At 68.7% G+C, this 22,815-nt stretch carries 22 protein-coding genes; 6 read left to right on the forward strand and 16 right to left on the reverse strand.

The genetic code is table 11. The features are described 5' to 3' along the window. Positions 1–164: 164 nt before the first annotated feature. On the reverse strand, positions 165–1,709 hold the full coding sequence (gene hflX, locus RCH12_RS04940) for a GTPase HflX (RefSeq protein WP_103429541.1): 1,545 nt from the start codon (positions 1,707–1,709) through the stop codon (positions 165–167). A gap of 41 nt (positions 1,710–1,750) precedes the next feature. Here hflX and RCH12_RS04945 point away from each other — a divergent pair, with 41 nt between their 5' ends. Further along, complete coding sequence (locus RCH12_RS04945; RefSeq protein WP_327016211.1) at positions 1,751–2,371, forward strand: class I SAM-dependent methyltransferase; 621 nt, start codon at positions 1,751–1,753, stop codon at positions 2,369–2,371. A 67-nt stretch (positions 2,372–2,438) separates the two neighbouring features. Here the strand turns inward: RCH12_RS04945 and dapF are convergent, their stop codons facing one another. From dapF to dapA, 15 genes are all read right to left on the reverse strand, one after another. Further along, positions 2,439–3,320 (reverse strand): diaminopimelate epimerase, encoded by an 882-nt coding sequence (gene dapF, locus RCH12_RS04950; RefSeq protein ID WP_327016212.1) that lies wholly within the window; start codon positions 3,318–3,320, stop codon positions 2,439–2,441. A 37-nt stretch (positions 3,321–3,357) separates the two neighbouring features. Then, entirely contained in the window at positions 3,358–4,266 is a 909-nt protein-coding gene (gene miaA / locus RCH12_RS04955) for a tRNA (adenosine(37)-N6)-dimethylallyltransferase MiaA (RefSeq protein WP_327016213.1), read from the reverse strand. Between the two features lie 6 nt (positions 4,267–4,272). Next, positions 4,273–5,775 carry a tRNA (N6-isopentenyl adenosine(37)-C2)-methylthiotransferase MiaB gene (gene miaB / locus RCH12_RS04960; RefSeq protein WP_442784557.1) on the reverse strand — a complete coding sequence of 501 codons (1,503 nt, stop codon included), beginning with the start codon at positions 5,773–5,775 and terminating at the stop codon, positions 4,273–4,275. Positions 5,776–5,959: 184 nt separating this feature from the next. After that, on the reverse strand, positions 5,960–6,589 hold the full coding sequence (locus tag RCH12_RS04965; RefSeq protein WP_327016215.1) for a regulatory protein RecX: 630 nt from the start codon (positions 6,587–6,589) through the stop codon (positions 5,960–5,962). A 5-nt stretch (positions 6,590–6,594) separates the two neighbouring features. Further along, positions 6,595–7,737, reverse strand: a complete 1,143-nt coding sequence (gene recA, locus RCH12_RS04970; RefSeq protein WP_103429535.1) for a recombinase RecA — start codon at positions 7,735–7,737, stop codon at positions 6,595–6,597. 336 nt (positions 7,738–8,073) lie between these two features. Next, positions 8,074–8,295: a DUF3046 domain-containing protein gene (locus tag RCH12_RS04975; RefSeq protein ID WP_088455723.1), complete on the reverse strand. Its 222-nt coding sequence runs from the start codon at positions 8,293–8,295 to the stop codon at positions 8,074–8,076. Positions 8,296–8,362: 67 nt separating this feature from the next. Then, positions 8,363–8,671, reverse strand: a complete 309-nt coding sequence (locus tag RCH12_RS04980) for a helix-turn-helix domain-containing protein (protein WP_088455722.1) — start codon at positions 8,669–8,671, stop codon at positions 8,363–8,365. A 165-nt stretch (positions 8,672–8,836) separates the two neighbouring features. Then, positions 8,837–9,376 (reverse strand): CinA family protein, encoded by a 540-nt coding sequence (locus RCH12_RS04985; RefSeq protein ID WP_327016216.1) that lies wholly within the window; start codon positions 9,374–9,376, stop codon positions 8,837–8,839. Continuing rightward, on the reverse strand, positions 9,369–9,971 hold the full coding sequence (pgsA, locus tag RCH12_RS04990; RefSeq protein WP_327016217.1) for a CDP-diacylglycerol--glycerol-3-phosphate 3-phosphatidyltransferase: 603 nt from the start codon (positions 9,969–9,971) through the stop codon (positions 9,369–9,371). Before pgsA ends, RCH12_RS04985 begins: the two co-directional genes overlap by 8 nt. 4 nt (positions 9,972–9,975) lie before the next feature. Beyond that, the gene (locus tag RCH12_RS04995; RefSeq protein WP_327016218.1) at positions 9,976–12,888 is read right to left on the reverse strand and encodes an FtsK/SpoIIIE family DNA translocase; all 2,913 of its coding nucleotides are present in this window, start codon (positions 12,886–12,888) and stop codon (positions 9,976–9,978) included. A gap of 144 nt (positions 12,889–13,032) precedes the next feature. After that, positions 13,033–14,259: an ABC transporter permease gene (locus tag RCH12_RS05000; protein ID WP_327016219.1), complete on the reverse strand. Its 1,227-nt coding sequence runs from the start codon at positions 14,257–14,259 to the stop codon at positions 13,033–13,035. Next, entirely contained in the window at positions 14,256–14,990 is a 735-nt protein-coding gene (locus RCH12_RS05005) for an ABC transporter ATP-binding protein (protein WP_327016220.1), read from the reverse strand. The genes RCH12_RS05000 and RCH12_RS05005 overlap by 4 nt, the downstream gene beginning before the upstream one ends. Then, a complete protein-coding gene (locus RCH12_RS05010; protein ID WP_327016221.1) occupies positions 14,987–16,051 on the reverse strand; it encodes a hypothetical protein in 1,065 nt (354 codons plus the stop codon). The genes RCH12_RS05005 and RCH12_RS05010 overlap by 4 nt, the downstream gene beginning before the upstream one ends. A 205-nt stretch (positions 16,052–16,256) precedes the next feature. Then, positions 16,257–17,933 (reverse strand): ribonuclease J, encoded by a 1,677-nt coding sequence (locus RCH12_RS05015; protein ID WP_327016222.1) that lies wholly within the window; start codon positions 17,931–17,933, stop codon positions 16,257–16,259. 86 nt (positions 17,934–18,019) lie between these two features. Further along, on the reverse strand, positions 18,020–18,997 hold the full coding sequence (gene dapA / locus RCH12_RS05020) for a 4-hydroxy-tetrahydrodipicolinate synthase (protein ID WP_088455716.1): 978 nt from the start codon (positions 18,995–18,997) through the stop codon (positions 18,020–18,022). A 113-nt stretch (positions 18,998–19,110) separates the two neighbouring features. On the opposite strand from dapA, the gene RCH12_RS05025 reads away from it, so the two are divergent. The 5 genes from RCH12_RS05025 to RCH12_RS05045 all read left to right on the forward strand — a co-directional run bounded on the left by RCH12_RS05025 (position 19,111) and on the right by RCH12_RS05045 (position 22,673). Next, positions 19,111–19,572 carry a TlpA family protein disulfide reductase gene (locus RCH12_RS05025; RefSeq protein WP_327016223.1) on the forward strand — a complete coding sequence of 154 codons (462 nt, stop codon included), beginning with the start codon at positions 19,111–19,113 and terminating at the stop codon, positions 19,570–19,572. Further along, the gene (locus tag RCH12_RS05030; protein WP_327016224.1) at positions 19,569–20,069 is read left to right on the forward strand and encodes a DUF4395 domain-containing protein; all 501 of its coding nucleotides are present in this window, start codon (positions 19,569–19,571) and stop codon (positions 20,067–20,069) included. The genes RCH12_RS05025 and RCH12_RS05030 overlap by 4 nt, the downstream gene beginning before the upstream one ends. A gap of 98 nt (positions 20,070–20,167) precedes the next feature. Further along, positions 20,168–20,593 (forward strand): OsmC family peroxiredoxin, encoded by a 426-nt coding sequence (locus RCH12_RS05035; protein WP_088455713.1) that lies wholly within the window; start codon positions 20,168–20,170, stop codon positions 20,591–20,593. Positions 20,594–20,596: 3 nt separating this feature from the next. Then, on the forward strand, positions 20,597–21,481 hold the full coding sequence (locus tag RCH12_RS05040) for a TIGR01777 family oxidoreductase (RefSeq protein ID WP_327016225.1): 885 nt from the start codon (positions 20,597–20,599) through the stop codon (positions 21,479–21,481). Positions 21,482–21,692: 211 nt separating this feature from the next. Further along, positions 21,693–22,673, forward strand: coding sequence for a hypothetical protein (locus tag RCH12_RS05045; RefSeq protein ID WP_327016226.1), 981 nt, complete (start codon positions 21,693–21,695; stop codon positions 22,671–22,673). The last annotated feature ends 142 nt before the right edge of the window (positions 22,674–22,815 follow it).

A 22,815-nucleotide genomic window follows, 5' to 3' on the forward strand; every position in this document is an offset into this window, starting at 1 on the left:
AGAATATCCCGCCGGCAACGAATGTGATGACTCTAACAACGCACCTTCGAGCGCGCTGCTGCGTGGCCGATTGTTACGTTCACGGCCGCAGCTGGGGCGTTAACGGGCGAAGGCGGCACCCGCTCCTGGTTCAGGAGCGGGTGCCGCCTTCAAGCGGATCGGGGTTAGCCGGCGATGGCCGGTGCCACCACGAACGGGGTGAACTGGGCCTCGATACCGGGCGATACGAGTGCCGTGACCTGGGTGCCGGTCTCGGAGTAGTCCAACGCGAGAACCTTGCCCTGCTCGTGCAGGATCGGGATGAGGTCACCGCGGTCGTAGGGGATCAGCAGTTCCAGGCGGATTTCCGGACGGGGAAGCATGGTCTCGAGAACCCGCAGCACCTCGTCGATGCCCTCGCCGCTGCGCGCCGACACGAAGATCGCCTGGGGGGCGAGGCCGCGCAGCACGAGCCTGTCGTCGTCGCTGACCAGGTCGCTCTTGTTGAACAGCACCAGCTCGGGGATGTCACTGGCACCGACCTCGCCGATGACCTCGCGCACCGTGGCCAGCTGGCTGGCCGGGTCGGGGTGGGACGCGTCAACGACGTGGATGATGACATCGGAGTCCGCGACCTCCTCGAGGGTGGAGCGGAACGCCTCCACCAGCTGGTGGGGCAGGTTGCGCACAAAACCGACGGTGTCGGTGAAGGTGTACAGCCGACCGTCGTCCGTGGTGGACTTCCGCACCGTGGCATCCAGGGTGGCGAAGAGGGAGTTCTCCACGAGCACGCCGGCCTTGGTGATGCGGTTGAGCAGGCTGGACTTGCCGGCGTTGGTGTACCCGACGATCGCGACCGACGGCACCGCGTTGCGCTTGCGGTTGGCGCGCTTGGCCTCGCGGGCGGGCTTCATCTCCAGCATCTGCTTGCGCAGCCGCGACATCCGGGTGTGGATGCGGCGCCGGTCGAGTTCGATCTTCGTCTCACCGGGTCCACGCGAGCCCATGCCGGCACCGGCGCCACCGACCTGGCCACCGGCCTGGCGGGACATCGAGTCACCCCAGCCGCGCAGTCGGGGCAGCAGGTAGGCGAGCTGGGCGAGTTCGACCTGCGCCTTACCCTCCCGGCTCTTGGCGTGCTGGCTGAAGATGTCCAGGATCACGGCGGTGCGGTCGATGACCTTCACCTTGACCACGTCTTCCAGGGCACGCCGCTGGCTGGGCGCGAGTTCGGTGTCGGCGATCACGGTGTCGGCGCCGAGCGCCGCCACGATGGAGGCGAGCTCAAGGGCCTTGCCCTTGCCGAGGTAGGTGCTGGGGTCCGGGGTGGCGCGGCGCTGAAGGAGACCGTCCAGCACCGTGGCGCCGGCGGTTTCGGCCAGGGCGGCGAGCTCGCGCATGGAGTTCTCGGCGTCGAGCAGGCTGCGGGCGGAGTAGACGCCGATCAGGACGACGTTTTCCAGGCGCAGCTGGCGGTATTCAACCTCGGTGACGTCCTGCAGTTCGGTGGAGAGCCCACCGACGCGGCGCAGGGCGTTGCGGTCTTCACGTTCGGTTTGTTCGCCGTCGTGGTCGCCGCCGTCGAAACCGCCGTTGGCCGGGCGTGCCGACAGGGCCTGCGCCGATCCGCTCGCGAACAGCGAGTAGCCGGAGGACCGGCTCTCGGCGCTGGCCAGCACGCGCGCAACTACATCGTCATCGCCATCGTGTGGAGCGTTTATATCAGTCATTGCTTTAACTCTAGTTCCTCTTTTTTCGATAAGTTCGCTGTATGGCTTCCGAACACTATTTCTCGTCGACTCCGGGCAGCGACCTGAAATTGCGGCAGATCACCGTGAAGATCGCCGGTCACATCCGGGCGGTCACCACCGCGAACGCGATTTTCTCCCCCGAGCACATCGACACCGGTACCAAGGTGCTGATGCGTGAGGCTCCGCTGCCCTCCGGCGGCGGGGATGTGCTGGACCTCGGTTGTGGCTGGGGACCGATCAGCCTGCATCTGGCGCTGGCCGATCCCACGGCCACGGTGTGGGCCGTCGACGTCAACGAGCGAGCCCTCGAGTTGGTGCGGATGAACGCCGCCGGCCTGGGGCTCACCAACATCAACGCGGTCCTGCCGGCGGATGTTCCCGATTCCGTCGTGTTCGCCGGCATCTGGTCGAACCCGCCGATCCGGGTGGGCAAGGCCGAGCTGCACACGATGCTCGAGCACTGGTTGCCGCGTCTGAATCCCGGTTCGGATGCCTGGCTCGTCGTGCAGCGCAACCTCGGCTCCGATTCGTTGCACCGCTGGCTCGCCGAGGAGTTCCCCGCGCAGCCCGGCGCCCTCGAGGTCTCCCGCTACGCGACCGACAAGGGCTTCCGTATCCTGCAGGCGCACAAACCCGCCTGACACTCCCCCCGCGAACTGTGAGACAGGCCCCACAACCCGGGGGCCTGAGTCACGGTTCGCGAGAGGGTCAGGCGAGGGCGAGGGTGCCGTCGAAGACCAGGGTGGCGGGGCCGGACAGGGAGACGTGCTCGCCGTCTTCGGTCGGGAACATCCGCACGCCCAGAACGCCGCCAGGGACCTCGACACGCCACTGGTTCGGCGCGCCCTGGCCGGCCCAGTGCCGGGTGGCCAGGGCCGCGGCGACGGCACCGGTGCCACAGGAGAGGGTCTCTCCGCTGCCGCGTTCGTGCACGCGCATGCGGATGCGGCCGACGCCGTCGACAACCAGCGGGTCATGCGGCAGCACGAATTCCACGTTGGCGCCCTCGACGGGCTCGGGGTCCAGCTGCGGGATGAAGGTCAGGTCGGCGCTCTCGAGCTCGTCTTCGTCGGCGAGGGCCACCACCACGTGCGGGTTGCCCACGTTGATGCCGAGGCCCGGGCGGGCCACGGCGAGGTTCTTGGCACGCACCAGGGTCTCCCCTGGTTCCAGCCGCCAGCGGCCGAGGTCCACCTGGAACCCGGTGGCGTTCTGCTGCACGTCGCGCACACCGCTGCGGGTGCCGATGGCCAGGGTGTCGCCGGGGCCGAGGTCGACGAGGCCCTGTTCGAGGAGGAACCGGGTGTACACCCGGATGCCGTTGCCACACATCTCCGAGACTGTGCCGTCGGCGTTCCAGTAGTCCATGAACCACTCGGCGCCGTCGTCTTCGGCGAGGGCCGCGGCGCCCGCATCGAGGTTGGCCGAACGCACCGCGCGGATGATGCCGTCGGCGCCGACGCCGAACTGGCGGTCGCAGATGCCCTGGATCTGCTCCGGGGTGAGGTCGAGTAGGCCGTCGGGGTCGGCGAACAGCACGAAGTCGTTGCCGGTGCCGTGGCCCTTGGTGAAGTGGAGATCGATGCCCATGTGTTCAGTTTAGGGACTCGGGCTGCGGTCTTCGGCGTCAGGGCAGGTGGCTGACGGCCTGGTCGACACGGTCCGCGTCGTCGGCGTCGATCCAGTGCGTGTGCGGGTCACGTTTGAACCAGCTCACCTGACGGCGGGCGTATCGCCGGGTCAGCTGCTGGGTCGCTTCGACGGCATCCGCCTGCGACAGTGTGCCGTGCACCTGGCCGAGGGCCTGGGCGTAGCCGATGGCCCGGCTGGCCGTGACGCCGCCTTCCAGGCCGGCGGGGATGAGGGCCCGCACCTCCTCGACGAGTCCGGCCGTCCACATGCGGTCCACCCGGGCGTCCAGGCGCGGGGTGAGCACCTCGCGGGGCAGGCGCAGCCCGAGCGTCACGGCGGGCATCCAGTAGACCGGGTCGCCGGGCAGCACCGCGGTGTGCGGGGCGCCGGTGAGCTCGACGACCTCGAGGGCGCGCACGAGCCGGCGGCCGTTGCTGGCGCCGATGCGGGCCGCGGAGCCGGGGTCGACGGCCTTGAGCCGGTCGTACATCAGGCCGGGGCCCTGCTCCACGAGCTCGGCCTCGAGTCGGGCGCGGAGCACCGGGTCGGTGCCGGGGAACTGGAAGTCGTAGACGACGGAGGACACGTAGAGCCCGGACCCGCCCACGAGGATGGGCACGGCGCCGCGGTCGATGATGCCGGTGATGGCGGCGCGTGCCTCCACCTGATAGCGGGCGACGGTGGCCTCGTCGGCCACGTCGAGCACGTCGAGCAGGTGATGCGGCACCCCGCGGCGCTCGGCGGGGGCGAGCTTGGCGGTGCCGATGTCCATGCCCCGGTACAGCTGCATGGCGTCGGCATTCACGATCTCCGCCGGCTGTCCGGCCGCGATCAGCCGTTCGGCGACGTCCAGGGACAGCTCGGATTTGCCGGTACCGGTCGGCCCGACGATGACAACGAGCACCGGGTCCTAGCGTTCCGCGTCGTCGACCGGGTAGATCGGGATCGTCGTGGCGCCACCGTGCAGCGTCAGGCTGGGCCCGCCCACCCGCAGGGTCGGCAGACCCAACGAGACCGCGCCGCCGGTGGTCGCCGCCGGGGCGGGTACACCGCAGGACTCGGCCTGCTCCCGGTCCCAGGCGTCGCCGGCGATGGTGCGGCGGATCCGCAAGGGGGTGCCGTCGAGGGAGTCGGCGATGAGGTGGAACGGTGCGGCCTGGGTGACGGTCACGGTGACCATGTCGCCGGGCCGTGGCAGGTCGGAGCCGGCGGGCACGTCGAAGTGCACGAGCCGGCTGTCGGGGGCCCGGCCGCTGAGCCGGTGGGTGTCGGCGTCCTTGCGGCCCTCACCGTTGGCGACGAGCAGCTCGACCTCACGGCCGATGATGGCGCGGTTTTCCTCCCAGGAGATCCGTTCCTGCAGGGCGATGAGCCGTTCGTAGCGGTCCTGCACGACGGCCTTGGGCACCTGGTCGGCCATGGTGGCTGCGGGGGTGCCCGGCCGGATGGAGTACTGGAAGGTGAACGCCGTGGCGAACCTGGACTCTTCGACGACCCGCATGGTCTCGAGGAAGTCCTCCTCGGTCTCGCCGGGGAAGCCGACGATGATGTCGGTGCTGATCGCCGCGTCGGGCATCTGCGCGCGTACGCGCTCGAGGATGCCGAGGAACTTGGTGGACCGGTAGGACCGGCGCATGGCTTTGAGCACCCGGTCGGAGCCGGACTGCAGCGGCATGTGCAGCTGCGGCATCACGGCGGGGGTCTCCGCCATGGCGTCGATGACGTCGTCGGTGAACGCGGCGGGGTGCGGGCTGGTGAAGCGAATGCGTTCGAGTCCCGGGATCTGGCCGGCCGCGCGCAGCAGCTTGCCGAACGCCAGCCGGTCGCCGAACTCCACCCCGTAGGAGTTCACGTTCTGGCCGAGCAGGGTCACCTCGATGGCGCCGTCGTCGACGAGCGCCTGGATCTCGGCGAGGATCTCGCCGGGACGGCGGTCCTTCTCCTTGCCGCGGAGGGCGGGCACGATGCAGAAGGTGCAGGTGTTGTTGCAGCCGACCGAGATCGAGACCCAGCCGCTGTAGCTCGAGTCGCGCTTGGTCGGCAGAGTGGACGGGAAGGTTTCCAGGGATTCGAGGATCTCCAGCTGGGCCTCACCGTTGTGCCTGGCGCGTTCGAGCAGGCTCGGCAGCGACCCCATGTTGTGGGTACCGAACACCACGTCCACCCACGGCGCCTTGGCCAGGATGGTGGCCTTGTCCTTCTGGGCCAGGCAACCGCCGACGGCGATCTGCATGCCCGCGTGCTTGCGCTTGACCGAGGCGAGGTAGCCGAGGTTGCCGTAGAGCTTGTTGTCGGCGTTCTCCCGCACCGCGCAGGTGTTGATCACGACGATGTCGGCCTCGGCGCCCGCCGCCGACACGTAGCCGGCCGCCTCGAGGGAGCCACTGAGTCGCTCAGAGTCGTGCACGTTCATCTGGCAGCCGAAGGTGCGCACCTCATAGGTACGCGCCCGGCCCTCGTCATCCCTCGCCGCCGAGGACGGCGCGATCACGGTCGCGTTGTGCGGCGACGGGTCGAGGGATGACGGGGTGGCGAGGGATGGTGCGGTGACGCTGCTCATAGTTCCCCCAGCTTACGCGTGCCGTCGTGAACAGACCTCAGCGGAACCGCACCGTGGAGGTGCGGCCGGAACCCCGCCGGGACGCGAGAGCGGCCTTGACGGCGTCGCGCACCACGGAGGAGGCGTATCCCTTGCGCATCAGGAAGCCGGTGAGTCGACGATCGATGGTGGCATCGTCGAACCTGTCCAGCTGCTGCACCCGCTTGAGCGCCAGTTCGGTGGCCCGTTCGGCTTCGTCGTCGGGCATCTCGTCGAGTTTCTCGGCGATCAGTTCGGCGTCGAGTCCGCGCTGGCGCATTTCGGCGCCGACGCCGCTGCGGCCCAGGCCCTTGCGTTCGTGGTGGCTGTGCATGATCTGGTCGGCGAGCTTCTCCTCGTCGAGGTAGTGCAGCTCGGTGAAGCGTTCGAGGATGTCCTGCACGGATTCCTCGTCGATCTCGGTGGACCGCAGCAGCTTCTGGGCCTCGACGATCGACAGGGACCGGCCCCGCAGACGCTGCAGCAGGAGCTTCTCCGCCTGCTCGCGTTCCTCGGCCGCCTCGTCCTCGGCGTCATCGGCCTGATCGGCCGGGCTCGCCCCGGGCAGGTACGTCACCGGGGCGAGGCCCTCCCGGCCGGCCGCGGAGCCGTGGGCGGTCTTGCCTCGGGAGGGTTCGAAGTGAACCATGGCGGCTAAGCGCCCTTGCGTGCGGCGGCCTTGGCCGCGATGGACGGAACCTTGGCGCCATCCGTGCCCGTGGCGGCACCCGATGCCGCGGACGCGGCAGCCGCTGCGGCGGTGGCGGCGTCGTCTGCGGCCTTCTTGGCCGCCTTGCCCTCCGCGCCCACACCGAGCTTGTTGAGGATCTTGGTCTCGATCTCGTTGGCCATGTCCGGGTTGCGCAGCAGGAACTTGCGGGAGTTCTCCTTGCCCTGACCGAGCTGGTCGCCGTCGTAGGTGTACCAGGCGCCGGACTTCTTGACGATGCCCTGGTCGACACCGAAGTCGATCAGGCTGCCCTCGCGGGAGATGCCGATGCCGTAGATGATGTCGAATTCGGCCTGCTTGAAGGGCGGTGCCATCTTGTTCTTGACGACCTTGACCCTGGTGCGGTTACCGACGGCTTCCGTGCCGTCCTTGAGGGTCTCGATTCGACGGATGTCCAGACGCACCGACGCGTAGAACTTGAGCGCCTTTCCACCGGAGGTGGTCTCCGGGCTGCCGAACATCACGCCGATCTTCTCGCGCAGCTGGTTGATGAAGATCATGGTGGTGTTGGTCTGGCTCAGGCCACCGTTGAGCTTGCGCAGCGCCTGCGACATCAGGCGGGCCTGCAGGCCCACGTGGGAGTCACCCATCTCGCCCTCGATCTCGGCGCGCGGAACCAGGGCTGCGACAGAGTCGACGACGATGAGGTCGATCGAACCGCTTCGCACAAGCATGTCGGCGATTTCCAGCGCCTGCTCACCCGTGTCGGGCTGGGAAACGAGAAGGGCGTCGATGTCGACACCGAGCTTCTTCGCGTAGTCGGGGTCGAGGGCGTGCTCCGCGTCGATGAACGCGGCGATGCCGCCGTTCTTCTGGGCGTTGGCGATGGCGTGCAGGGTGAGGGTGGTCTTACCCGAGGACTCCGGGCCGTAGATCTCCACGATGCGACCGCGGGGCAGGCCACCTATGCCGAGCGCGACGTCCAGGGCGATCGACCCGGTGGAGATGATCTCGACGGGCGCGCGATCGTCGCTGCCGAGGCGCATGACCGAGCCCTTGCCGAACTGGCGGTCAATCTGGGCGAGGGCGGTGTCGAGTGCCTTCTCGCGGTCTGCTGCTGATGCCATGGTGTGCTCCTTTGGGTCGTGCGCGTGGCGCCTATAGGCTGTCGTTTCGATCAGCGGGAGGATCCCGGCGACCGCCCTCGACAAGGCAAGTGCGCGGTTGTCGTTGACGAATCCGACTGTACGCAGCACCACCGACACTGGCCGGCAGGCACCGCGACGGTGGACAATCCGTCTTCGACTTCTACTGTGGAGGAGCCTACCAAGAACCGAACAGACATTCGACGCTGGCGTGGTGTGTCGGAATCTCGTCGCGAAACGAAGAACGGCCCGGCTGGAAGGCCGGGCCGGTGTTGGCTCATGGTTCGGTGCTGTCTGGGTGCTGCCGGCGTGACCGGATCAGCTGCGGGCCGGAGGAAGCCCGGCGCCGTGACGGCGCGCCGGCGGAACATCCGTTTCGGCGCACAGGGCCAACCAGACGTCGCGGGCGGGAACCCCGCCCGCGAGGGCCTGGTCGGCGGTGCGGCCGAGCGGACCCAGCACCAGATCCCGGGTGAGCACTCTGCCGTAGCTCTCGCCGAACTCGTCTTTCAGGGCCTGGCGGAACTCACTCAATCGCATGCGGAACTCACTCGGTTGATGCTCACTCGGTTGACGCGCACTCGGTGCGAAACGTGGAGAAGACCGATTAGCGCATCATCATGCTGGCGTCGAACTTGGCAACCAGCTCGTCGGGTACGGTGTCGGGGAAACGATCGATTCCCTCGATGACGGCCAGCCGATCGCCGACCTCGCGCATGATCACCGAGATCGGTGTGTCCAGCGCGTCTGCGACCGAAGCAAGAATCTCGGAAGACGCTTCCTTCTGACCGCGTTCAACTTCAGACAGGTAGCCGAGGGCCACACTTGCCTTGCTCGCAACCTGACGCAGGGTGCGACCCTTCTGCAGGCGGAAGTCCCTGAGCACATCGCCGATTTCCTGACGAACAAGAATCATCGGAACCTCCTTCTTCGTGCTGTCTAGTCTGCTGGGGCCCACTCAACCGGTCAGTTTTGTGTGGCGGATGGCCAACAGTACTCTATCCATCCGACACCTCAGATTACCGAGGATGACTGGACTTTACTTGTGAATATGTGTTCTGTAACCCACCGGTAACAGGAACTATTCCGCGATCTGAAGCTTTGTGGATTCAATCAGCTGACACACAGCTTCGATCGCGTGCGCAACGGTTTGCGTCCGGATCGCTGCCCGGTCGCCGGTGAGACTAATCGCTATGGCCCGCACCCTATCCCCGAAAGACACGCCCAGGTAGACCGTGCCGACGCTCTGGCCGTCTTGTTCGTCGGGGCCGGCGACCCCGGTGGTCGAGATGCCGATGTCGGCGGGGCGCCCGTCGATCGCCAGCGCGGTGCGCACACCGGTGGCCATCTGTCTGGCGACCTCGGGGTGCACGGCACCGTGCTCGGCCAGCAGCTCGGCGTCCACGCCGAGCAGGGTGTGCTTGAGCGGGGTCTGGTACGCCACGACTCCCCCGGCCACGACGACGGATGCGCCGGGGATGCGCACGAGCTCGGCCACGAGCAGTCCGCCGGTCAGGGATTCGGCCACGGCGATGGTGAGGTGTCTGGCGGTGAGGGCGGCGACGAGGGCGGCCGCGGCATCCGGGCCCGACGTCGGTTCCGCGCCGGACGGGTCAGGCATTGCTGGTCGGCTTGGCCTGCTTGTTCTCCCGCCGCGCGGCAACGAGGTATTCGACGCCGGTGTAGACGGTGAGCACCAGTGCGATCGTCATGGCGATGGTGTTGACCCAGTGGATCCAGTCGCCGAAGACCAGCCAGAGCGGGAGCAGGGCCAGCGAGATCGCCACGGACTGCGCGATGGTCTTGAGCTTGCCGCCGCGGGAAGCCGGAATGACCCTGTCGCGCAGCATGGCGAACCTGAAGACTGTGATGCCGATCTCGCGAACCAGGATGACCAGGGTGACCCACCAGGGCAGCTCGCCGAGGATGGACAGGCCGATCAGCGCGGCGCCGGTGAGGATCTTGTCGGCGATCGGGTCGAGCAGCTTGCCGAGGTCGGTGACCAGGTTGTACCGCCGGGCGATGGCCCCGTCGACGCCGTCGGTGGCGATGGCCACCATGAAGAGCACGGCGGCCCACCAGCGGAGGGACTCGTCGGCGCCGTTGTCGGCCAGCAGCATCCAGGAGAACACCGGTGCCAGCAGGATGCGCACGATGGTGATGATGTTCGGCAGGTTCCAATTGGACGGCGTAGCCGCAGGTGTCGGTGTAGCCATGGGGTTATTCCCTGTCGGTGAGTTGCCAGGCGTCTTCGTCCGAGTCGCCGTCTTCCTCAGCGTACCCTTCGCTCATCTTCGCCACCGGGTCGTCGGCGTAGCGCGGGTCGGGGGTGGCTTGCTCGTGCGCCTGCGACCGCTGGGACTCTTCGAACTGCGATCGGGCAGTGGCGGCGTGGTGCTCGGCGTCGGAGCCGCGCAGCTTGGCCAGGACGCTGGGCAGCTGTTCGGCGGTGACAAGCACGTCGCGGGCCTTGGAGCCTTCGGACGGGCCGACGATCTCGCGGGATTCGAGCAGGTCCATCAGGCGACCCGCCTTGGCGAAGCCCACCCGGAGCTTCCGCTGCAGCATCGAGGTGGACCCGAACTGGGTGGACACCACGAGTTCGGCGGCGGCGAGCAGCACCTCGAGGTCGTCACCGATGTCGGAGTCGATCTCCTTACGCGGCGCCTCGGCGGAGACGTCGGGCCGGTAGTCCGGCCGGGCCTGCTGGGTGACGTGCTTGACGACCCGTTCGATCTCGGCCTCGTTCACCCAGGCGCCCTGCACCCGCAGGGCCTTGGAAGCGCCCATCGGCAAGAACAGGGCGTCGCCCTGGCCGATCAGCTTGTCGGCGCCGGGCTGGTCGAGGATGACCCTGGAGTCGGTGACGCTGGTGACGGCGAAGGCCAGCCTGGAGGGTACGTTGGCCTTGATCAGGCCGGTGACGACGTCAACGCTGGGCCGCTGGGTGGCCAGCACCAGGTGGATGCCGGAGGCACGGGCGAGCTGGGTGATGCGCACGATGGAGTCTTCGACGTCGCGCGGGGCGACCATCATCAGGTCGGCGAGCTCGTCCACCACCACGAGCAGGTAGGGGTACGGCTTGAGTTTGCGGGCACTGCCGGCCGGCAGCACGATCTCGTTGTTGACGACGGCCTTGTTGAAGTCATCGATGTGCCGGAACCCGAAGCTGGCCAGGTCGTCGTAACGCATGTCCATCTCCTTCACGACCCACTGCAGCGCTTCGGCGGCCTTCTTGGGGTTCGTGATGATGGGAGTGATCAGGTGCGGTACACCGGCGTATGCGGCGAGTTCGACGCGCTTGGGGTCGATCAGGACCATGCGCACGTCGCTGGGCTTGGCCCGCATCAATAGGCTGGTGATCATCGAGTTCACGAAGCTGGACTTACCCGAGCCGGTGGACCCGGCCACGAGCAGGTGGGGCATTTTGGCGAGGTTGGCGATGACGAAGCCGCCGCCGACGTCCTTGCCGACGCCGATGGTCATCGGATGGGTGCTGTTGGTGGCCGTGCTGGAGCGCAGTACGTCGCCGAGGGTGACGATCTCACGGTCGGTGTTGGGGATCTCGATGCCGATGGCGCTCTTGCCGGGGATCGGCGAGAGGATGCGCACCTCGTTGGAGGCGACGGCGTAGGACAGGTTCTTGCTCAGCGCGGTGACCCGCTCGACCTTGACGCCGGGGCCGAGTTCGATCTCGTACTGGGTGACGGTCGGGCCGCGGGAGAAACCGGTGACCCTCGCATCGACCGAGAACTGGCTGAGCACCTCGGTGATGGACTTGACGATCTCGTCGTTGGCGGCGGAGCGCGCCTTGGCCGGCGGACCGGCGATGAGGGTCGTGGACGACGGCAGCACGTAGGGCAGGTTCGGCTGCTCGCCGAAGCCGAGCTCGGTCGCGGACCGGTCCACCGCCGAGGCGGCCTCGTCGAGGTCGTCCAGGCCCGGCAGTACCTCGGTGAGGCCGACCGGGTCGTCGGCCTGCAGTCCCGTCGCGTGCGGCACCGCGGCGACTTCACCGGTGAAGCGTTTGATGGCTTCCTCGGCCTTGAGCAGGTCTTCGAGCACCTCGGTGCCGTAGTGGTCGGTGTGAACCGGGGGAACGTGGGCTTGGGGAGACTCGAGTGCCGTCTCGAAACCGCCCTTGGCGGCATCCGCCCCGCCGTTGAGCAGCGTGCTGAGCGGGTCGGCGGCGGGCGGGCGGGCCTCGTCGGACTCCGACGACATGGCGCTGGAGAAGTCGGGGTCTTCTTCGCGTTTGCTGGTGTTGCGTCGCCACCAGGGCAGGGCGCCCTCGTCGGTGTCGTCGTCGTGGGCCGGGTCGAGGCCGTCGAGTTCGATCTGCTTGGTCTTGAGGGCCTGGATGCGTTCCTGGCGGATCTCCTTGGCGGCCGCGCGTTCTTCTGGGGCCGGCAGCGGGGTGCCGAAGAGCCAGGCGTAGAGCTCACGGCTGCGTTCGCCGATTTTGTTCGGCGGAGTCTTGGTGATGATGAAGAGGCTGAGGATCAGGAGCAGGATCACGACGATGGCCGCGCCGACGGTGGTGATCAGGAAGATCAGCGGGGCCGCGATCATCCAGCCGAGGACACCGCCGGACAGGGCGAGCACCTCCACGCCCTGGGTGGGTGTGGGCTGCCCGCCGAAGATGTGGCAGAGGCCGGAGACGGTGACCAGGAGCAGCGAGAGGCCGATGCCGATGCGGCCGTTGTCGTGCACGGAGCTCGGATTGCGAAACAGCCAGATGGCGAAGAGCAGCAGGATCACCGGCAGGGCGAAGGCCAGCCGGCCGAAGAGGGCGCCGAAGGTCCACGCATCCAGGGTCTGGGCCACCGGGTCGTTGATCAGGAACCACTCGATCACGGCGCCGGCGACGGCCAGCAGCACGAGGAAGAAGGGCAGGCCGTCGCGGCGCTCCTCCTTGGAGAGCTGCTCGGGGCCGAGCGCGCGGGCGGCGCCGCCGGCGACGTGGGCCAGGCCCATCCACATGCGCACGGCGATGGCCGGCTTGGGCTCGGTCGGGGCGAATTTGACGGTCTTCTGGGTCGCGGTGCTGCCGGCTTTGGTGCGCGCGGTCGTTCCGGTGCCGCGCGCAGGCGTGCTGCGGGCACGCCCGGTCGACTTAGTGCTCGTAGCCATGTGTTCCACGGTACCGCCGACGGCCGACATCGGTGTGAGCCCACGCCCAATTACCCCGCCGCGACGGCTCCCCGAGCCCACGAAAGCGGCCCTGTGGCTGCAGCGGGAGGGCCGCGGCGACCACCCGGCCGCTTTCGTGAATGGTCAATAGCGGATGGCGTCGATGACCTTGACGCGCACCGCCACCAGCGCGGGCAGCAGGCCGGCGAGGGCGCCCACGACGGTGGCGCAGACCAGGCCGAGGATGGCGGCCTCCACGGGGAACGGCGGAAAGTCGGTGACCATGCCCTGGCTGATGAACTCCTGCAGCATGGGATTGGTGACGATGAGCACGGCTCCGATCACCCCCACCACGCCGGCCACCAGGGTCGCCACGATGCTCTCCATCATCACCGAGAAGAACACCCGGCCGGCGGTGGCGCCGAAGCTGCGCCGCACCCCGATCTCCCGGATGCGCTGCTTGAGCGTGACCAGGGCGATGTTCACCAGACCCAGCGCGCCGAGCAGCAGCACCAGGCCGGCCACTCCCCCGACGAGCAGCTTGATCGACGCGAACGGGTCCTCGTTGTAGGCGGCGAAGTCCTGTCGGCTCACCGACACGTTCGTTCCGGCACCGAGCGCCCCTTGGGCGTCCCGCTGCAGCGCAACGATCAGGTCCTCGCTGATTTCCGGCGGCACCCACAGTTCGTAATTGGGGACGCTGCCGCTGGCCGCGAGCTGGTCGGCGGGAGTGAGAGCGCTGATGGTATCCATGAGCAGGTACATGGCCGGCTCGGTCTCCCAGACGCTCACCGGGTAGACCCCGGTGATCACGGCGGTGGTCGGGGTGGCGCCCAACAGCGTGGTGGTGGGGTGCGTGGCCAGGTCAGGCCGGCCGAGTCGGTCCCAGAAGACCTGGTTGACCAACACCGCCGGTGCGAGGCGGTCGGCGTCGTCAACGCTGAACCAGTCACCCTCGGTCAGCGTCACGCGGTGCATGGTGCCGTACGGCTGGTCGACGCCGATCACCTGAACGGGCACCGCGCCATCCGTGAACTGCACGGTCTGCGTGGTGTAGAGCACCCGGCTGGCGTAGTCGATGCCGTAGCGCTCGAGCGAGGTGTCCCAGAACTCCTGCATGACATCCGGGTCGATGGCGCTGCCGTCGTTCGATCCGGCGTAGAGCGAGAGGGTGGCGCTGCGGCCGCCGCTGCGTTCGTTCTGTTCCACGATGGACTGCTGGGCCACCGCGCCGAGGCCGACGACGGTGGTGATGGCGCAGACCGCGACGGCCACGCCGATGAGGGAGAGCATCACGCGGGTCTTGTGGATGCGCAGTTCCTGCCAGGCCTCCACGAAGGAGCCGACCACGTTGCTGACCAGCCGGTTCATGCCGGCACCGTCGCCAGCTCGTCGGCGCGGACGACCGGGGCCATCGGGCCGCCGGCCACGGTGAGCACGCCGTGGTCCAGGCGCAGATGCCGGCTGGCCAGCGCCGCGATGGCCGGGTCGTGGGTGATGGTGATCAGGGCTGCGCCGGAGCCGGTGGCGACCTCGTCGAGGAGCGCCATCACATCCGCCCCGGTCTCGAGGTCCAGGGCGCCGGTGGGTTCATCGGCCAGGATCAACCGCGGACCGCGCACGAGCGAGCGGGCGATCGCCACCCGCTGCTGTTCACCGCCGGAGAGTTTGTCAGGCATGGCGCCCAGCCGGTGGCCGAGGCCGACCCGTTCCAGCATCGCGGTGGCGATGCGGGCCCGCTGCCAGAATTGTTTGCCCTGCGCGTAGAGCAGCGGGGTCATCACGTTTTCGAGGGCCGTGCGGCCCTGGAGCAGGTTGAACTGCTGGAAGATGAAGCCCACGTCGCGGCCGCGCACCCTGTCGCGCTCTCCTGATGAGAACGATTTCACCGGTCGACCGTCGAACTCGAGGTCACCCGAGGTGGGGTTGTCGAGCAGGCCGAGCAGGTTGAGCAGGGTGGACTTGCCGGAGCCGCTGCGGCCCACAATGGAGACCCTGTCGCCCACCTCCACGTCGAGGTCGACGCCGGAGAGGATCGTCAGCGGTGGGGCGTCGACGAGCTGGACGGTGCGGGTGACGCCGGCCAGGTGCAGGAGCGTCAATGGAGGGTCATTCCGGGCTCGGGGCAGACCTCGCTGCCGTCCGGGGCGGTGCTGCAGCCGCTCACGGCGGTGGCGCCGGGCACGAACTGGTTGATCAGGTCGCCCTCGGCCAGCCCCTCGACGACCTGCACCGAGGTACCGTCGTTCATCCCGAGTGTCACCGGGCGTTCCTCGGTTGTGCCGTCGGGCAACACGAACCAGACGACCCCGGTTTCGGCAGAGCCCTTCACGGCCGTGGTGGGCACGACGAGCACGTTCTCGGCCTTGCCGCCGGCGATGGTGATCTGGGCGGCGAGGCCGGGGAAGACCGTGACCTCGGCCGGGATGGCGCAGCTGACGGTGGTGCCGCCCGCCCCGCCCGCGCCCGTACCCGTGCCCGTGCCCGACGCCGGATCGGTGCCGCCGCCGGATCCGCCGGCATCCGCCCCGGCCAGCGGGGTGGTGATGCGCAGGCCCGTGCAGGTGAACGGGGCCGGACCGTTGGTGATGGCGATGGACGCCTCGATGGGCTGCGTGACGAGACGGTATTGCTGCTCGGGGCTGAGCGATCCGCTCACCGAGTAGCTGGGCGGCGCGACCTGGCCGGTGGTGTCGCCGATGGCGACGGACTGGCCGTGGATGACGGTGAGGGCGCTGAGCACGCCGTCGGCGGGGGCGAAGACCTTCTCGAAGGTGACCGCCGGTTTGGGCTGGGTGATGGCGATCATCCCGGTGGCGGGGTCCGTCGTCTCAACGGGGTCGCGCACGGTTTCGACCTTGATGTCGTAGATCTTGTCGCCGGCGGCGACGGTGGCTCCGGCGGCGAAGAAGATCTCGTCGACGGTGCCGGCCGCGACGGCCTTGACGGGCACGGCGGCATCCGCCGACACGGTCCCGGGCAGCGTCACATCGTTGGTGATCGTGCCCAGGGCAACCGGGATCTGCGGTTCCACGACCTGGCCGGTCGGCTGGGCCGGGTCCTGGGCCTCCGCGGCGTCGGCGAAGAATGCCAGCTTCACCAGGGCCACCGCGATGGCCGCGACGACGAGCAATCGGAGGATCGGAAAGACCCATTTGCGCATCACATTCACTGATTTCCCCCATGCTCGCATCGCACCTGACGGTGTCGACTGGCACGAGCCTAGGGGCAGTTCCGGCCCGTCGGGGCGGCTTTCGGGCAAAATCCTCCTGAAGGATGACCCCCGGTGTGCGGGGTACCCAAGAACGCGTCAACCCCCGGCGCCGAGGGCGGCCGGGGGTTGACAGTGGTGCTGTGCAGCGGGCGGTTTACGCCTCGATGATCATCGGAACGATCATCGGGCGGCGGCGGAACGACGCCTGCACCCAGCGGCCGACGGTGCGGCGCACGACCTGCGTGAGCGCGTAGGTGTCGTGGGTGCCGTTCTGCGCGGCCTCGGCCAGGGCGGCCTCGATCTTGGGCCGGACGGAGTCGAAGACCGAATCGTCTTCGGCGAAGCCCTTGGCGTGGATCTCCGGGCCCACGATGACCTTGCCGGTGGACTTGTCCACCACGACGATGATCGAGATGAAGCCTTCCTCTGACAGGGTGCGCCGGTCGGTGAGGTCGGCTTCGGTGATCTCACCGACGGTGGAACCGTCGACGTAGACGTAGCCGAGGTCGAGCTGGCCGACCTTCGTGACGTTGCCGTTGCGCAGGTCGAGAACGGTGCCGTCCTCGGCGAGGATGGCCCGTTCGACGGGCACCCCGCTCTGCACGGCGAGCTTGGCGTTGGCCACCAGGTGGCGGTATTCGCCGTGCACGGGCAGCACGTTCTTCGGGCGCAGCACGTTGTACACGTAGAGCAGCTCGCCGGCGGCGGCGTGTCCGGAGACGTGCACCTTGGCGTTGCCCTTGTGCACGACGTTCGCGCCGAGCTTGGTCAAGCCGTCGATGATGCGGTAGACCGCGTTCTCGTTGCCGGGGATCAGGCTGGAGGCCAGGATGACGGTGTCGCCGGGGCCGACCTCGATCTGGTGTTCCTTGTTGACGATGCGGCTGAGCACCGCCATCGGCTCGCCCTGCGACCCGGTGGACATGTAGACGATCTTGTTGTCCGGGATGTTCCCGGCCTTCTTGAAGTCGATGAGCACACCGTCGGGCACCTTGAGGTAGCCGAGGTCGGCGGCGATGGTCATGTTGCGCACCATCGAGCGGCCCAGCAGGGCCACCCGGCGGCCGTTGGCGTGAGCGGCGTCGAGCACCTGCTGCACCCGGTGCACGTGGCTGGAGAAGCTGGCGATGACCACCCGGCGCGGGGCGCGGGCGATGACGTCTTCCAGGACCGGGCCGATGGCGCGCTCGGACGGCGTGAAGCCGGGAACGTCGGCGTTGGTGGAGTCGACCAGGAACAGGTCGATGCCCTCTTCGCCCAGACGGGCGAAGTCGCGGAGGTCGGTGATGCGGTTGTCCAGCGGCAGCTGGTCCATCTTGAAGTCACCGGTGTGCAGCACGCTGCCACCCTCGGTCTTGATGGCGACGGCGAGGGCGTCGGGGATCGAGTGGTTGACCGCGACGAACTCGAGGGTGAACGGGCCGAGGCGTTCCTTCTGGCCTTCCTTCACCTGCAGGGTGTAGGGGGTGATGCGGTGTTCCTTGAGCTTGGCCTCGATGAACGCCAGCGTCAGGCCGGAGCCGATCAGCGGGATGTCCTGGCGCAGCTTGAGCAGGTAGGGCACCGCGCCGATGTGGTCTTCGTGGCCGTGGGTGAGCACGACGCCGACGATGTCTTTCAGGCGGTCCTTGATCGGGGTGAAGTCCGGCAGGATCAGGTCGACACCGGGCTGGTGCTCCTCGGGGAACAGCACGCCGCAGTCGACGATCAGGATTTTGCCGTTGATCTCGAAGGTGGTCATGTTCCGGCCGATTTCGCCGAGTCCGCCGATGGGCGTGACGCGGAGTGTTCCCTTGGGGAGCGCGGGCGGTGCGTATACGTCGTTGGGCATAAGCCCTCCTATTGTGGAGTTGGTGGTGCGTGAAGTAAGTGGTGGGCGGAGTTGGTGCTGCTGTTGATCGGTGGTGCGTTTATCTTTTAGCGCGTGGTTCCGGCGACCTTGGGCAGCGCTCCGCCGGCGGCGGCGTTGCGGTCGGGGCGGAAGTTGGTGAAGTCGACGCCGGGGATGTTTCGGACGAGGTCGATTTCGTCTTCGATCATGGCGGCCTCGGATTCCTCGGGGCCGACCAGGGGCAGGCGCACGCGCGGGCTGCTGATGCGACCCAGCCCGTGCAGGATGTACTTGGCCGCCACGGTGCCCGGCACGTGGGTCATCACGGCGCGCACGAGGGGTTCAAGCTGCTGGTGCGCGAGCGTGGCCGCCTTGAGGTCACCCGCGTTGACGGCATCCACCATCTGGCGGTACGGCTTGGCCGCGATGTTCGCGGTGACGCCGATCAGGCCGGTGGCGCCGATGGACAGGTGCGGCAGCACGTTGGGGTCGTCGCCGGAGAAGTAGAGCAGGTCGGTCTGGTTGAGCACCCGGCTGACCTGGGCCAGGTCGCCCTTGGCGTCCTTGACGGCGAGGATGTTCGGGTGCTTCGCGGCGCGCAGAATGGTCTCGTAGGTGATCGGGATGCCCGTGCGTCCCGGGATGTCGTACAGGATCACCGGCAGGTCGGTGGCATCCGCGATCATGCGGAAGTGCGTGAGCACACCGGCCTGGGTGGGCTTGTTGTAGTACGGCGTGACGATCATGTTGCCGTCGGCGCCGGCCTTCTCGCTCTGCTTGGCGAGCTGCATGGCGTGGGCGGTCTCGTTCGAGCCGCCGCCGGTGATGATCTTGGCGCGACCGGCCGCGACGTCCTTGCCGACCTCGACGAGCCGGATCTTCTCGGGGTCGGTGAGGGTGGAGGTCTCGCCGGTGGTGCCGGTGACGACGATGCCGTCGGCCCCGGCGGTGATGACGTCGTCGATGTGCTTCTCGACGTCGGCCCAGGCGACCTCACCGTCAGCGGTGAAAGGTGTCACCAGGGCGACGAGGACCTGCCCGAAGGGGTTGTAAGGAGTAGACACGTTTTACAGGTTATCGTCTAGCGCGCCCTCCCGCGCCTCCACGCCTGCCCTCGCGCGCGTCATCTGCCGTCATACGAGGGGTCTGAGGCCGGCCGCGGCGTAACCTCGCCTGCATGAACCCCGCCGCCGCCCTGCTCGTTCTGGTGCTGCTGGTCGCGCTGACCACCGCGCTGGGACTGGTCTGGCGCCGTCGGCAGGGCCGGCTCACGAGCTCGACCGACTCGGCGGATGCCGTCACGGCCGCGCAGCTGGGCCTGTCCGTGTCGAACACTCCGAGGGTTTTCGGCGCCGAGGCGACGCTGCTGCAGTTCTCCACCGAGTTCTGCGCCCGCTGCCCCGGCACCAGCGTGCTGCTGGGCCAGGTGGCGGATGCCCGCACCGGCGTGCGGCACGTGGAGGTGGACCTCACCCATCGCGCCGACCTCGCCCGGCGGTTCAGGGTGCTGCAGACGCCCACCACACTGGTGCTCGACAGGGCCGGCCGGGTGCGCGCCCGGGTGGGCGGTGTGCCGAACCGGGCCGCCCTGCACGCGCACCTCGATGACCTTGCCCGAAGCGTTCAGGAGTCCCGATGAGCCAGCCAGAATCCGCGACGACTGCTGCCGCTGCCGGGAAGCGGACGGGCATCGACCCGCGCGGTCCCCGGTTCGGCGCGGCCGTCACCGCCGTCGTGCTGCTGGCGGTGATCTTCCTCGCCCTTGTCGGAGCCTCCGACGCCGCCCTGGCGCTGCTCGCCGTGCAGACCGCAGTGTTCGCCTGGGGCACGATCGCCGGGGCCGCCCGGCATCCGTACGGGTGGCTCTACAAGGCCCTCGTGCGCCCGCGGCTCGGCCCGCCGGCCGAACTCGAAGACCCGGCGCCGCCCACCTTCGCCCAGGGTGTCGGCCTGCTGGTCGCCCTGACCGGGGTGCTGCTCGGCCTGGCCGGAGTGGTCGTGGCCGTGCCCCTCGCGGCGGCGGCCGCGTTCGTGGCGGCCTTCCTGAACGCGGCCTTCGACTACTGCCTGGGCTGCCAGCTGTACCTCCTGCTGGTGCGGGCCGGCGTCCTCGGGCGCAGCCCGGCGGCGCCCTGACCGGCGGGTCTGGCGAACCTGCCCGTCGTCCGAGGATTCCCTGTGAACGGTTCAGGCCCGGCGGATAGGCTGGTGCTCCACTTCCAGGAGGTATCACCATGGCCCTGACCAGCGAAGCAACCACCGTATGGACCGGAGACCTGACGACGGGTTCCGGCACCGTCACGCTCGATTCCTCGCACGGCGGGTCGTTCCCGGTGAACTGGAAGGCCCGGGCCGAGGGCACCGCCAACACGACCAATCCGGAAGAGCTGCTGGGCGCGGCGCACGCATCCTGCTTCTCGATGGCTCTGGCCCTGATCCTGGCCGACGCCGGGCACACCCCCACGAGCATCCAGACCACTGCGGCGGTCACGTTCGTGGCCGGCACCGGTGTCACCGGCAGCCACCTGCTCGTCAGTGCCAACGTTCCCGGTGTCACCGAGGCGGAATTCGAGGCGTTCGCGCAGGACGCGAAGGTGAACTGCCCGATCTCGCAAGCGCTGACCGGCATCCCGATCACCATCGAAGCCGAATTGGCCTGAGCGGTGCGCGTACTCATCTCCGGAGCCTCCGGGCTCATCGGCACCGAACTGACCCGCCAGCTGGAAACGGCCGGGCACACCGTGCTGCGTCTGGTGCGACGCCCCGCGCGATCCAGGTCTGAGGTGCGCTGGGACCCGGCGACACTGACCCTGGATCCCACCGTGCTGGACGGCGTGGATGCGGTGATCAACCTGTCCGGCGCGTCGATCGGGCGGTTGCCCTGGACCAAGTCCTACCGCCGCCAGATCATGGAATCGCGGGTGCAGGCAGCTCGTACCCTCACCGACGCCATGCGCCGGGCCGGCACGCCGCCGACGGTGCTGCTGAACGCGTCCGCCGTGGGGATCTACGGCAACCGGCCCGGCGAGGAGCTCACCGAGGAGTCCGCCCCGGGCTCCGACTTCCTCTCCACCGTCGTCACGACCTGGGAAGCGGAGGCCCGGCTGGCCCCTGAGGGCACCCGGGTGGTGCTGCTGCGTACCGGCTTGGTACTCGCCAAGGGCGGCGCGCTGAAGCCCCTGATGCCGATCGTGCGGCTCGGCCTCGGCGGTCCGCTCGGCCGTGGCAGCCAGATCTGGCCGTGGGTGAGCCTGCACGACGAAGCCGCCGCGATCGTGCACCTGCTCACCTCGGAGCTGAGCGGCCCGGTGAACCTCACCGGCCCCACCCCGGCGACGGCCAACGAAGTGATCCGGGCCGTGGCCTCGGCGCTGCGCCGGCCGTTCTTCCTTCCGGTGCCGGAGTTCGTGCTGACCCTGGCGCTGCAGGATGCCGCCAGGCAGCTGTTGCTCGCCGACCAGCGGGTGAGCTCGGCGAAGCTGCAGGCCGACGGGTTCCGTTTCACCCACCGTACGGCCGCCGAAGCCGTCACCTGGATGCTGCGCTAGTCGTTTGGGTGGCGCGATCTCGTTATGCGGGGTAGGCGCCGTTATGCGGGTGGCGTGCCACCCGCATAACGGCGCGTGACCCGCATTACGCATTCGAAGGGCCAGCCCGACGCGATGGCTGGGCAGTCCTCCACAGGGGCGCCGGCCCGATGTTGTGAACGACCACGGTTCGAGCGCCGTGGCCGCGGCACCCGGCGCCGACACTCGCTGGATGACCGATCGTCGAGAACACCCGTCCTTCCCACCCGAGGTGCTCCTGGCCGCCGACTATCGGCGAGCCCTCGGCGCCGATCTTCGGCTGCGTCGCGGTGCCGAGCGCGGTTACCTGCACCGCATCGGCTGGGGCCAGTACTGCCCAGCAGGCGTCTGGGCCGGCCTCGACCGTGACCAGCGGTATGCACTGAGAGTGCGGGCGGCGGCGCTGGCCCGACGAGGCGCGCTGCCGCTCTCCCACCAGTCGGCCGCGGTGCTGTGGCAGCTACCGCTGCAGGCACCGTGGCCCGATGAGGTGCACTTCCTGGGCCCGCGTGCAGCCGGCGGCCGCTCGGACCCGGGCATCCGCAAGCACACGGTGGGCTTCGACGCTCGCGATGTGGAGCTGAAAGACGGAGTGCTGGTCACCTCGGTAGCCCGTACGGTGATCGAGCTCGCGACGATTGTGGACCTCCGGTCGGCGGTCGCCGCGGCCGATCGGGCTCTGGCGGTGGATCGGACCGGTCGCATCCCGCCGCTCACGGACCGGGTGACCCTGCTCGAAACCTGGCACCGGATGTTGCCGTTCCGCGGTTCGGTGCGGGCGCGCACGGTGATCGACTTTGCCACGCCGCTCTCGGGCTCTCCCGACGAATCCGGCAGTCGGGTGACGATCGCGCTGGCCGGACTTCCCGAACCTGAGTTGCAGCATCCGTTCGTGATCGAGGACCGCACCGTCTTTTCAGACTTCTTCTGGCGGGGCGTGCGGGGTGTGGGCGAGAGCGACGGTCGAGTGAAGTACTTCGATCCCGTGCTGCGCGCCGGACGCACCCCGACAGAGGTGGTGTACGAGGAGAAGCTCCGCGAGGATGCCATTCGGCTGCAGGTGCTCGGCTTCGTTCGCTGGGACCACGCCACCGGGATGAGCGCGCCGCGGTTGTCGGCGCGGCTGGCGCACCTGGGCCTCACCCCGGGGCGCCCCCGGCTGGACGGGCGCTGAGCGGGCCGGTGCGGCGCGGAGCAGGCCGGGCGCGATCTGGGCGCGAGGTGCGCGCGAGGTGCGCGCGAGGTGGGCGCGAGGTGGGCGCGAGGTGGGCGACTCGAGGCATGCGGGTAAGGCGCCATTATGCGGGTGGCATGCC

It is taken from the genome of Cryobacterium sp. MP_3.1 (assembly GCF_035984795.1).
GTDB lineage: Bacteria > Actinomycetota > Actinomycetes > Actinomycetales > Microbacteriaceae > Cryobacterium > Cryobacterium zongtaii.